At 46.0% G+C, this 12795-nt stretch carries 9 protein-coding genes and 1 riboswitch; of the genes, 8 read left to right on the top strand and 1 reads right to left on the bottom strand.

Annotation, left to right across the window (positions count from 1 at the left end):
* Window positions 1-232 precede the first annotated feature (232 nt).
* From ACFQPF_RS13555 to ACFQPF_RS13535, 5 genes are all read left to right on the top strand, one after another.
* Window positions 233-1603, top strand: coding sequence for a sigma-54 interaction domain-containing protein (locus ACFQPF_RS13555; protein ID WP_379750264.1), 1371 nt, complete (start codon window positions 233-235; stop codon window positions 1601-1603).
* 213 nt (window positions 1604-1816) lie between these two features.
* Window positions 1817-3211 carry a GntP family permease gene (locus ACFQPF_RS13550; RefSeq protein WP_379750263.1) on the top strand — a complete coding sequence of 465 codons (1395 nt, stop codon included), beginning with the start codon at window positions 1817-1819 and terminating at the stop codon, window positions 3209-3211.
* Between the two features lie 18 nt (window positions 3212-3229).
* The gene (locus ACFQPF_RS13545) at window positions 3230-4015 is read left to right on the top strand and encodes a 3-hydroxybutyrate dehydrogenase (RefSeq protein ID WP_379750321.1); all 786 of its coding nucleotides are present in this window, start codon (window positions 3230-3232) and stop codon (window positions 4013-4015) included.
* Between the two features lie 142 nt (window positions 4016-4157).
* Window positions 4158-4341: riboswitch (cobalamin riboswitch) on the top strand.
* Between the two features lie 128 nt (window positions 4342-4469).
* Window positions 4470-6692, top strand: a complete 2223-nt coding sequence (locus ACFQPF_RS13540) for a ribonucleoside-diphosphate reductase subunit alpha (RefSeq protein WP_379750262.1) — start codon at window positions 4470-4472, stop codon at window positions 6690-6692.
* A gap of 4 nt (window positions 6693-6696) precedes the next feature.
* On the top strand, window positions 6697-7737 hold the full coding sequence (locus ACFQPF_RS13535) for a ribonucleotide-diphosphate reductase subunit beta (protein WP_379750320.1): 1041 nt from the start codon (window positions 6697-6699) through the stop codon (window positions 7735-7737).
* Window positions 7738-7791: 54 nt separating this feature from the next.
* Here ACFQPF_RS13535 and comER read toward each other — a convergent pair whose 3' ends face one another.
* Window positions 7792-8631, bottom strand: a complete 840-nt coding sequence (gene comER, locus ACFQPF_RS13530; protein ID WP_379750261.1) for a late competence protein ComER — start codon at window positions 8629-8631, stop codon at window positions 7792-7794.
* Between the two features lie 101 nt (window positions 8632-8732).
* Between comER and ACFQPF_RS13525 the strand changes: the two genes are divergently transcribed.
* Genes ACFQPF_RS13525 through ACFQPF_RS13515 form a run of 3 tightly spaced genes read left to right on the top strand, consistent with a single transcriptional unit; the run spans window position 8733 to window position 12186 of the window.
* On the top strand, window positions 8733-9359 hold the full coding sequence (locus tag ACFQPF_RS13525) for a helix-hairpin-helix domain-containing protein (protein WP_379750260.1): 627 nt from the start codon (window positions 8733-8735) through the stop codon (window positions 9357-9359).
* A 50-nt stretch (window positions 9360-9409) separates the two neighbouring features.
* On the top strand, window positions 9410-9880 hold the full coding sequence (locus ACFQPF_RS13520) for a ComE operon protein 2 (RefSeq protein ID WP_379750259.1): 471 nt from the start codon (window positions 9410-9412) through the stop codon (window positions 9878-9880).
* Window positions 9877-12186 carry a DNA internalization-related competence protein ComEC/Rec2 gene (locus tag ACFQPF_RS13515; protein ID WP_379750258.1) on the top strand — a complete coding sequence of 770 codons (2310 nt, stop codon included), beginning with the start codon at window positions 9877-9879 and terminating at the stop codon, window positions 12184-12186. The genes ACFQPF_RS13520 and ACFQPF_RS13515 overlap by 4 nt, the downstream gene beginning before the upstream one ends.
* Window positions 12187-12795 lie beyond the last annotated feature (609 nt).

The raw sequence follows: 12795 nt of genomic DNA, 5'->3' as shown, positions 1-12795 counted from the left end.
ATACAAGGGGTTCGCTTGGCAGCAGTGTCTGTCATGCGGATCCCTTGTTTTCCATTTTAAGACATATCACATTTTAACAGTAAAGGAATTCGACGTAGTCAAAAAGTTTAGGGAAAAGTATAAGGGCAACTATGGCTGACTCTCAGCCAAGTTTTCTTTATGCTTATAGCGCTGTTTCTGTAAAACGGATGTTAAGTTACAATGAACTCAAGCACATCAAGGAGGTGGAATCATGTTCACTGCGGATGAAAAAGTTAAGAACTCCATTCTTGAAGCGATTATTGATAGCGCTTACGAATGGATTGTAGTCGTCGATCGGAATGGCGTAATTCAATACATGAACAAGACGTATGCAGAATTTCTCGGTGAAAACATTCATGAGGTAATCGGCAAGCATGTTTCGGAAGTCATTGAAAACACGAGAATGCACAAAGTGGTAGAAAGCGGTGTTCCTGAAATCGCCGACCTTCAGTATATAAGAGGAAGCTATATGATCGCCAACCGCATTCCTGTTGTCGCGGATGGAGAAGTGATCGGTGCTGTCGGCACGGTCATCTTTCGCGATACCGGGCAGTGGAAGAAAATGAACAGCCACATAAAAAGCCTGCTTTCTGAGCTTGAATTTTACAAAAAGGACTGGCATGAAAAAAACGGTGCGAAATATTCCCTGTCAGATATAGAAGGCTGTTCGGAAAAAATGGTGCTGCTCAAAAACCAAGTGAAAAGGGCAGCAAGCAGCGATTTGTCGATATTGATTAATGGAGAAAGCGGAACGGGAAAAGAGCTGATCGCCCACAGCATTCATCAGTTGAGTGAGAGAAGCGGAAAGCCATTTATCAAAGTTAACTGCGGCGCGATTCCAGACACGTTGTTTGAGTCCGAGCTTTTCGGCTATGAAGAAGGGGCGTTTACTGGCGCAAAAAAAGGGGGGAAAGCCGGCAAGTTTGGGCTCGCTGATGGAGGAACAATCTTTCTTGATGAGATCGGAGACCTGCCACCCCACATGCAGATCAAGCTGCTGCGTGTGCTGCAGGAAAAAGAGATTGAGACGATTGGTTCGACAGTGTCCAAGAAGGTCGATGTGCGCATCATCGCCGCAACAAACAGACCGTTGGCGCAGATGATATCACAGCGGCAGTTCAGGGAAGACCTTTTTTACCGGATCAATGTCATTCCAATAAATGTCCCACCGCTGCGTGAGAGAAAAGAAGATATACCTGGGCTCGTTTTAAGGCTGCTAGAGAAGATAAGCAAGCGATCCGGCAAACGGATAATCGCCGTGGAAGCAGCCGTGATGGAATGGTTTCTTTCTCACGAATGGCCTGGAAACATTCGGGAACTGGAAAATATTTTAGAAGCTGCGTCGCATTTTTCGCAAGGAGAAGTCATTACGGCGGATGTGGTGCCAGCTCTTTCTCATGATGAAGTAAGCGCAGTCCAGGAGAATAGCAGCTTAAAGCAGATCATGCAGCTGACAGAAGAAAGAGTATTGCGCGATACGCTTGCTGCTTGCTCGTTCGACAAGAAAAAAGCGGCAGCGAAGCTCGGAATCGGAAAAACCGTGCTGTATGAGAAGATAAAAAAATATAACATTCAAGCATAGTGGATTTCCGTTACTGCGGAAAGTGTTTCCGGAATAACGGAGCAATACGTCTTCCATGTAGACAAGCAATCATCCTGTCTGTTCCGAAAAACCGGAAATCCTTGATAATCTCGTATGGTGAAAATCAGGTTGTTGAATTGGCACGCTTCTTGCATAGATAGATTGGTTGAGAGCGGAGCCTGCTCTCATGCCAACAAACAAGGAGGTTATGTAATGGACATTATTATTATTTTGCTTTCATTATTTTTTCTGATGTTCGTCGCGTACAGAGGGTTCAGTGTCATTCTATTCGCGCCCATCGCTGCGCTTTTTGCTGTCCTGCTGACAGAACCAGGGCACGTGCTGCCGTTCTTCTCAGGCGTCTTTATGGAAAAGATGGTCGGCTTTATTAAGCTGTACTTCCCTGTATTCCTTCTCGGGGCCATTTTTGGAAAAGTCATTGAGATGTCGGGCTTTGCCAAGTCAATCACGAGAAGTGTCATCAAACTGATCGGTCCATCTCGTGCAATGCTGGCGATTGTACTTGTAGGAGCCATTTTAACGTACGGTGGTGTTTCGCTCTTTGTTGTGGCGTTCGCTCTCTACCCTTTTGCAGCCGAGCTGTTTAAAGCGGCTGATATTCCGAAACGACTCATCCCAGGAACGATTGCACTCGGCGCTTTCACGTTCACGATGGACGCTTTTCCGGGTAGTCCGCAAATCCAGAACATCATACCGACAAGCTTTTTCGGGACAGATACGTGGGCGGCACCTTGGCTTGGTTTCATTGGCGGGATGTTTGTTTTTGTATTAGGGATGGTTTATCTGGAGTGGCGGCGCCGACAAGCGCAGCGTAAAGGTGAGGGGTACGGCACGGGACATGAAAATGAGCCGGAGAAAGTAGACGATACGAACTTGCCGAACGCGTTCATCGCACTATTGCCGCTTTTGCTTGTAGGGGTATTCAATAAAATTTTCACCACACTTATACCTCAGTACTATGGAAAAACGTTTGATTTCTCAGCGCTCGGGATGAAGGATGTTGCTCCGATTGAAATTCCGAAACTTGCTGCTGTATGGGCGGTTGAAGGTGCTCTTATCATCGGAATTGTAACCGTTTTCATTTTTGGCTTTAAACGAATGAGAAGTAATTTCAATAAAGGCTTGAACTTGTCGATTGGGGGTGCACTGCTCGCGACGCTAAACACGGCTTCAGAATATGGATTTGGTGGTGTCATCGCCGCACTTCCAGGGTTTGCTGCTGTGAACAAAGCGATGTCTAACACAATTACCGATCCGCTCGTGAACGAAGCCGTTACCACTACAACACTTGCGGGTATTACGGGCTCTGCTTCAGGAGGAATGAGCATAGCACTCGCGACGATGAGTGAACAGTACGTGGCACAGGCGGAAAAACTCGGTATCAGCCCTGAAGTGCTTCACCGTGTAGCATCAATGGCATCTGGCGGCATGGATACACTTCCACACAACGGAGCGGTCATCACGCTTCTTGCCGTAACCGGTTTAACGCACAAACAATCGTATATTGATATTTTTGCGATGACATTGATCAAGACGGCAGCGGTATTCGTAATTATTGCTCTTTATTACATGTTCGGTATCGTTTAATTAAGAAAGGAGATTATGATGAACGGCATTTTAAATGGAAAAGCGGTCTTTATTACAGGAGCTGCAAGCGGTATCGGAAAAGAGCTTGCGGCGGCATTCGCTGAGGAAGGCGCGTCTGTCGTGATTAGCGACCTGCAGGCAGAAAAAGCAGCAGAAACGGCGGAAGAATTAAAAGGCAAAGGGTTTCAAGCCATTTCAGTTGGATGTGATGTGACGAAAGAAGACGAGATAGCAGCGGCGCTGGACGAAGCGGTCTCTGCGTTCGGCCGTATTGACGTGCTTGTGAACAACGCTGGTCTTCAGTATGTATCGCCATTAGAAAAGTTTCCAACAGAAAAATTTGAACTGCTCGTCAAAATCATGCTTACTGCACCATTCATCGCGACGAAGCGAGTGTTTCCGCAAATGAAAAAACAGGGAAGCGGGCGCATCATCAACATGGCATCGATCAACGGCCTCGTCGGATTTGCTGGTAAAGCGGCCTATAACAGTTCCAAGCATGGTGTGATCGGCTTGACAAAAGTGTCTGCTCTTGAAGGTGCAGAGCACGGCATCACCGTGAATGCCATCTGTCCTGGTTATGTGGACACACCGCTTGTCCGCGGCCAGCTGGAGGATCTTGCGAAAACAAGAAACGTTCCGCTTGAGAGTGTGCTGGAAGAAGTGATCTATCCGCTTGTTCCGCAAAAAAGATTGCTCGATGTGAAAGAAATCGCAGACTATGCGATCTACCTGGCAAGTGACAAAGCTAAAGGCATCACAGGGCAAGCAGTCGTCATCGACGGCGGCTATACGGCTCAATAATAAAAAAAATTCCTCCGTCAGCTGAGCTGGCGGCGGAATTTTTTTAGCGAAAAAGACTACTTATCGAATCTAGTTTCACGGCTGGTCTTTCTATTTCACCTCTTGACAACATCAACATTTAGTGTGAAAGTAGAATATGTAAACTACATATTGAACATAAGGTGCCAAATTCTAGGCTTAATAGGGAATCCAGTGAAAAGCTGGAGCTGTCCCCGCAACTGTAATTGTGGACGAAACGGAAATGCCACTGTGCTCATTGATAGCATGGGAAGGTCCGGAGTAGGGTGAAGCAAAGCCAGTAGACCTGCCTTTTGTTCGTATGCTTTAGTTCCCGGGGATTGGGACGAGAAAGCCTTACTTGCCAAGCATGTGGTATGCTGCAAATTCGGCTGCTCTCTGCCTTATCCTTAGGATAGGGCTTTTTCTATGCCCGTAAATCGCAGGAGGGATTAGATTGGCAACAGCAGCAAACACGAAGCTCGGGGATTGGCTGGAACAACTGCAGCAAAGATTTCCACAGTTAAAAAGTGAAGACTATTTAAACAAAGTGATGCAGTTATGGGAAAAAAGCACAGATGAACACGAAACATGGCAAGAATGCATTCGAAGAGCTCTTGATTACATGACGCCTCAAGAGCCGGACTGGACGTTTGTGGCAGCGGGACTGTATCTTGAAACACTGTATGAACAGGCAGGAAAGAACAGGAAACGAAAAGATGGCGAGCGTTATCCCTCTTTTTATAATCTTTTACTAGACCTGACGAACAAAGGAATCTATGATTCTCAGCTGCTAGAAAGCTATACGCAAAAAGAAATAGAAGACCTGCAGTGCGGCATCGACCAGTCAAAAGACGAGCTGTTTACCTACATAGGGATTGTCACACTTGCGGACCGCTATCTAGCAAAAGATCATGATGGTAACGTGATGGAGCTGCCGCAAGAACGCTTCATGATTATCGCGATGGCATTGATGGTCAAAGAAGAGCGTGAAAATCGCATTAACCTCGTAAAAGAAGCGTATTGGGCACTTTCCAACCTGTATATGACAGTGGCGACCCCTACCCTTACGAACGCAGGAAAAAATTCCGGACAGCTGAGCTCTTGCTTTATTGATACGATGGACGATAGTTTACGAGGTATTTTCGACTGCAACACAGATGCTGCTACTGTGTCAAAAAATGGCGGGGGCTTAGGGGTCTATCTTGGAAAAATCCGATCCCGCGGTTCAGATATCCGCAGATATAAAGGCAACTCTTCAGGGTGTCTTCCTTGGATGAAACAGCTTAACAATACGGCGGTTTCTGTCGACCAGCTCGGACAGCGACAGGGTGCCATCGCCGTATATCAGGATATTTGGAATAAAGATATTTTGGAATTTTTAGATGCCAAGCTGAATAATGGCGATGAGCGCAAAAGGACGCATGACCTGTTTACAGGAGTATGCATTCCTGATCTGTTCATGGAAAAGGTAGAAAGAAGAGAAATGTGGCACTTGTTTGATCCTCATGAGGTGAAGCAGGTGATGGGCTTTGCATTAGAAGATAGTTATGATGAGGAAAAAGGCAATGGCACGTTCAGACACCGATATGCGGCATGTGTGAGACAGGAGGAGCTTTCAAGAACGGTGATTCCGGCCATTGAAATGATGAAGCGGATCATGAAATCACAGCTTGAAACAGGAGCTCCGTTCATGTTTTACCGTGATACGGTGAACAGGCTGAACCCGAACAAGCATGCGGGAATGATCTATTGCAGCAATCTTTGCACCGAAATTACGCAGAACCAGTCGGCAACAAAAGTGATATCGGAGGCAGCGGAAGACGGGAAAATCTTAATTACAAAAGAGCCTGGAGATTTTGTGGTATGCAACTTATCATCCATCTCGCTCGCGCGAGCCGTGACCGCCGGGGTTTTAGAACGGCTGATAAAAATACAGGTTCGGATGCTCGATAATGTGATTGATGTGAACACACTCGATGTTCCGCAGGCAGCGCTGACGAATAAAAAATACCGGGCGATCGGACTCGGGACGTTTGGGTGGCATCATCTTCTTGCGCTAAAGAAAATAGGGTGGGAAACAGAAGAAGCGGTGATCTTTGCGGATGAGCTGTATGAACAGATTAACTATCTTGTCATTCGCGCGAGTGCTGAGCTGGCAGCGGAAAAAGGGGCCTATCCAGCGTGTGCGGGTTCGGAATGGATGAACGGAAACTATTTTGAAGCGCGAGGGTACGAGAGCGATAAATGGCAGGAACTGCGCCATAAAGTTGCTAACAGCGGCATGCGCAACGGTTACTTGCTCGCCGTCGCGCCGAACGCTTCGACATCGATTATCGCCAATTCAACTCCGAGCATCGATCCTGTCTTTAATAGACTGTATTCAGAAGAAAAGAAAAACTACCGCATACCAGTTACGGCGCCAGATCTTTCTTCTGAAACGTATTGGTTTTATAAATCGGCATTTATGATCAACCAGCATTGGAGCATTCGCCAAAACAGTGCAAGGCAGCGTCATGTGGATCAATCACTGTCTTTTAATTTATATGTAACAAATCAGATTAAGGCGAAAGAACTGCTCAATCTTCATCTTGACGCTTGGAATAGCGGGTTAAAGACGACCTATTATACACGTTCTACATCAACGGAACTAGAAGGGTGTGACAGCTGTGAAAGTTAAAACCATCCATGAGCCACTAAAAGTGCGGAAATTGTATGATCCGGCTGCGCCGAACGCTTCGACCGGAATAATCAATGGAAAAAGCTCAAACGTGCTTAACTGGGATGATGTGCGATACTCATGGGCATATCCGCTTTACAAGAACATGCTCGGCAATTTTTGGACACCGTTTGAGATCAACATGTCCAATGATATAAGGCAGTTTCCTCTTCTGTCAGAGCATGAGCGCGAGGCATTCAACAAAATTATCGGCCTGCTCGCCTTTTTGGACAGCATTCAGACGGATTACAGCGGAAGAGCAGCACAGTTTTTGACCGATTCAAGTCTTGTTGCGCTCATGACGACTTTGTCTTTTCAAGAAGTTGTGCATAACCAGTCATACTCTTACATTCTCTCCAGCCTTGTGCCAAAAAACAAACAAGACGAAGTATTTGAGTATTGGAAGTCTGATCCGGTATTAAGGGAGCGAAACGATTTTATCGCTGAGGTATACGATGCGTTCGCGGAGTATCCTACGCCTGAAACGTTCATGAAGTCGATCGTCTTTGACGTGATTTTAGAGGGTCTGAACTTTTATTCAGGATTTTGTTTTTTCTATGGCATGGCTCGAAACCAAAAGATGATCTCGACTTCAACAATGATCAATTATATTAACCGCGATGAACAGCTGCATGTGCATTTGTTCTGCAAACTATTTCGTGAGCTGCTAGTGCAGTATCCTGAGCTGAACAGCTCAGAAACGGAGAAGTTTGTGCAAAATTCTTTTAAGAAAGCAGCACAACTTGAGGCAAACTGGGGTAGGCATGTCTTAAAAGATGCTGCTGTTGGGCTGGACATGGATGAACTGGAGCAATATATCCGGTTTATGGCCAACAAGCGGGTGAATGAGCTCGGCTTTGAGCGCCCGTTTGAAGGATGCAGAACGAATCCGCTGCCATGGATAAAAGCCTATTCAGATGTAAATTCGGGAAAAAGCGACTTTTTTGAGCAGAAATCGAGACAGTATACCAAAGTTTTGGACGATAATGGGTTCGATGAACTATGAAAGCCGGGATTTCCCGGCTTTTGTTCTTTTTATGAATGCGGTACATTGAACGTGTCACGTTTCAGGAAGTTCTTCTTTTACTTGGAACTGGCTTGTGATTTTCTCGCAGTCCTCATGGTATTTCTCGTGTGTTTTCTTGATCACCGCATCAAATAAGTGCTCATGATCCTTTAAAATCTTGATGCCTTCTCCCGTGATTCCGCCCTTCACGCAAACTTTCTGAATTAATGCGGGCAGTGTGTAGACCTCTTTTTCCAGCAGCTTGCCCATTCCGATGATCATTTCGGTGGCCAGAGTCGTCGCCTGGGCTTTTGAAATATCTGTCTCGCTCACCGCGCTGTTAATGAAACATTGCAATAAAAATCCCATAAAAGCAGGTCCGCAGCTTGCCAAGTCTGAAGAGACTCTTGTTGTGCACTCTTCGATCAACACAGGCTTTGAAATGAATGACATGATCTCAAGCAATTTTTCGCGGTACTCTGTGTGGCATCTGTCGCCGAACGAGATAAGAGAAGAACCAGACAGTGCGCGGTTCGTGATGCTAGGAATGGCACGCGCCACGTTGCAGTCGACGAGCGATTCGAGCTGTTCACACGAAATGGGGCTCGTGATGGAGACGATCAGCTTATGTTTGGCAATGACAGCTTTGTTTTCAGATAATAGATTGAAAAATTCGTGAGGCTTTACACAAATAAACACAATGTCAGCAAACTGAAAAACCTCTTCTGCTGAACTTCCCACCCGCAATTTCGGATAAGCGTTTTTCAGGCGTTCAGCTTTTGTTAATGTACGGTTCGTCACCATCAGCCTTGACGCATGGATCGCGGAAGATTCTATCAATGAGGCAGTCAGGACACTCCCCATGTTTCCGGTGCCGATTATACCGATTTTCATACACATTCCTCCTTTCCCTGCCTTTAAATTTATGCGGAACGTGAATAGAATATGAGTTTCTAAAAATAAGAGTAAATGCGGCGTGATCGATGGTGGAAGAAATGGTGCGAAAACACGGAAAGAAAGCAGTTTTAGCGGGGGTTTTGCTCGTTTTATTCATTTTGTATCTAGCATTCGGTCAAGAGAGAGTGAGTGTGGATGAAAGGGAGCACTCGATGCCGTCTATCCCTCAGCCAGCTGTACAAGAACCGAAGAAAAAGGATAAGAACGCTTCAGTTGAGGAAGGGGGACAAGACATCTGGGTCGATGTGAAGGGCGAGGTGGTAAAGCCGGGCGTGTACCAGGCGCGGTCCGGGAAACGGGTGATTCATTTTATTCAACTGGCCGGCGGCTTTACAAAAACGGCGGATCCGAAGTCTGTCAACTTGGCGGCAATCGCTACTGATGAGATGGTGATTTACGCAGCAAAAGAAGGTGAACAGCATATGATCCCGGCAGCGCAGCATGAGAGCGTGGGAGAAGCTGCGGCTGCAATCATTAACGTGAATTCTGCTACAGAAGAAGAACTGATGAAGCTTCCAGGTGTCGGTCCTGCCAAGGCAGCGGCCATCATCAGCTACCGCGAGGAAAACGGACCATTTTCGTCAATGGAAGATTTGCTGCAAGTCAAAGGGATCGGAGAGAAAACAGCAGAGCAATGGGCGGAACTGATTTCGTTCTCTCATTGACGGAGAGAAGACGAAAAGTCTACACTAATAACAGACAGGAGGGTAAGCGAATGAACCGCATTTCATGGAATGATTATTTTTTGGCTCAAAGCCATCTGTTGGCTTTACGGAGTACATGCACGAGGCTTGCCGTAGGAGCGACGATCGTGCGGGACAACCGGATTATCGCAGGCGGCTATAACGGATCCATATCCGGAGGTGTCCATTGCATTGATGATGGCTGTTACGTGATTGATAACCATTGTGTGCGCACCGTCCATGCAGAGGTGAACGCCATTCTACAGTGTGCCAAATTTGGCGTTCCGACAAATGGCGCGACCATGTATGTCACGCACTTTCCTTGCCTGAACTGCTGCCGGATTATCATCCAGAGCGGCATCAAAACCTTATATTACGGCGAGGATTATAAAAATCATCCGTACGCCATCGAACAGTTCCGGGAAGCCGGAGTCGTGACGGAAAAAATAGAATTTCAGGAGCCGCTGAACATATTTGGCAGACAAATGACAATAAAAGAGTGAAGCCGTTTACGGTTCCGCTCTTTTTTGCCGCTGCCATCGTAGGCATCATACTGTCAGATCATCGTATGTGGGCTGCTGCAACAGTGCTAACAGCATTAAGTATCCTGTTTTTTTGGAGCGGCAATCGCTACCTCTGGGCATCATTAGCAGGGCTGCCTTTATTCTTTTTGTATGCTACAGCCTATACTCATTATTATCTTCCCACATCAGATCTACCTCCCGCCGCGTTTTCTTCTTTATATACCATTAGCTCCATGCCTGTTATTGACGGTGATAAAATTTCATTTTGGGCAGAACACAGAGAAAAAGAGATTGGCAAAGTTTATGTCTCATATACGGCCAAAAACGAAGCGGAATGGAAAAGCTATTCTACTCTGCAGTCAGGCGAGAAGTGCTTGATAACAGGTGAGCTGGCGTATCCTGAACATAAGAGAAATCAGTACGGCATGGACTTTCCTCGATATTTAAAGCAGAAGGGAGCTATGTTTGTCCTTGAGCCTAGGGGTTTCCCTGAAAGGTGCATTCCGCCTGATGGCAATGTGTTCTTTCTTTTGTCATCACTCAGGCAAAAAGGCGTAGAGCATGTTAATACAAGGTTTTCTGAACCATCAGCCGGCCTGATTAATGCGCTGCTGTTTGGCGAGAGAAGCGGCATACCGCCTCACGTGACGGATGCTTATCAAGAACTCGGACTGACTCATTTGCTCGCTGTTTCGGGATACAATATTGCTGTGCTGATTGGATTGCTTTTTGTCGTGCTGTCCATGTCCGGATTGACGAAAGAAAAGATTTACCTCGTCATCTTACTCGCAATCCCTGCTTATACACTTTTGACAGGCGCTGAGAGTTCGATCATCCGCGCAGGCATCATGGGGTCCACAGCGGCTTTCTTTTTGTTCGTGAAGCGCAGGCTCATGCCAGTTAATGTTATTGGAACCGCGTTTCTGCTTATGCTGCTGTATAATCCTTATACCGTTTACAACCTAGGCTTTCAGCTGTCTTTTTATATGACCTTTGTTCTCATCTGCTCAAAAAACATCCTGCTCGCTCCAGGAACCAGCTTCTTGGTCATGCTGCGAGCCACACTGCTATGCCAGATCGCTTCATTGCCTTTCATTTTGTATCACTTCTTTGAAATTTCCTTTTGGTCCCTTCCTCTGAATGCTCTGTACATACCCTTTGTTTCATTGCTGCTCTTTCCGCTTGCTTTATTCATCGTGCCGCTTGGGGCGATGTTTTCAAGTCTGACTTTTTTGGATTACATTCTTCACTTGTTTATTAAAATCGCTACAAACATATTGATGTATGCCGCCAACCATACACAGCCGTTTATTTTCGGCCGGCCGTCCCTTCTTTTCCTTGCAGGCTATATGGGGGCATCATGGTTTTTTTTCACTGTATGGGATAAGAAAAAGAAATTCTTCCCTCTTGCATTGCTTCCATTAGCAGTGGTTATGCTTCTTCACATGATTACTCCGTATTTTCGCGATGAAACGAGGGTCACATTTTTGGATGTAGGACAAGGAGACAGCGCGATCATCGAGCTGCCAAACAGAAAAGGCATTTATTTGATCGATACTGGGGGCACGCTTACGTTTGCCGAAGAAAAGTGGAGGAGAAGAAAAAGGCCCTTTGATGTGACGCGATCAGTCGTTCTGCCTTCTCTAAAAGGCATGGGGATCCGAAAGATTGACGCTTTATTATTGACGCACAGTGATGTGGATCATGCTGGCGGGGCTGAGGTGATTTTAAGCAATATGAAAGTGGATACCTTGTATTATCCTTTTCATCAACAAAAGCCTGCTGAGATAGAAAAAGAAATTTTTTTTCATGCAGCCAAAAGGCAAGTAAAGATCGTGAAAATGAAAGAAGGAATGACGTGGAGAAGGGGGAGCGGTTTGTTTACGGTTCTGTCACCAGATGGAAGCGAAGAGGAGAGCAACGAGCAGTCCATTGTGATATGGTCGAAGCTGTCGGGCCGTTCATTTTTGTTCACCGGGGACATAGAAGAAAAAGGAGAAGCCAGGCTGTCTAAAACGTATGATTCTTTCAAGACTGATGTACTAAAGGTCGCGCACCATGGCAGCCGTACTTCGTCAGCAGCCTCGTTCTTACAAAAAGCACAGCCGCACATTTCGGTCATTTCGGCAGGTAAAAACAACCGATACGGCCATCCTGATCGTGAAGTCGTGGAAAGGCTGAAGAAAACCGGTTCCAGCATCTACCGCACAGATACAGACGGAGATATTATAATAACCGTTAAGAAAGGACGATTGAAAGTCAGAAAGACAATGAATAAAAATTAAAAATTTTTTAAAAATTTCACTTAGAAGGGTTTAGTTTTGTAAACAAAGTTTTGCTGATTGTTTGCTATGCAAAACATCATGATTAAGCAGCACATTCGTAGGAATTTATTCCTATTCTATATGTTCTTTTATATTGGTCAACTTTGCATGCCTCATTGGAAAAGTTGATCAGAATGAAAGGTGCCGACTCCTCGAAAAAGAAGGTTACTTTTTCTTGAGTTGGATGTCTTGCTGCGCCGCCTTTCTTATCCAGCGAGTGGAAGTAAGACAGGTGAGACCTTCTAAAGGCGCTTGGCTAGCGGAAGGGCACACCTTGTCCGGTCCCTTACACATTTGCTTGCCCTAGGCTAGACGAGCGCTTTCTGCTTTTCCCCATCACCCCGCTGAAAGCGAGCACATGTAATGGAGATCAACTGCTTCTCGGAAATTCTAAAAGTAACAATGTTTACGAACACACACATCAAAATTAAAAGAAAACCGCCGGAATCCGACGGTTTTCTCTTATGGTGTGCCCGGCATGGGTACAGGCTATAGGGTGTGAGTCCCGAACTGTGAAGGCAGTAGTAACAGTAGCTTAAGACAAGGTGGTGCGGGGCGACCCGCATAGCT

The organism is Fictibacillus iocasae (assembly GCF_042665465.1).
GTDB lineage: Bacteria > Bacillota > Bacilli > Bacillales > Fictibacillaceae > Fictibacillus > Fictibacillus iocasae.
This window is presented reverse-complemented; position numbering and strand designations above follow the sequence as displayed.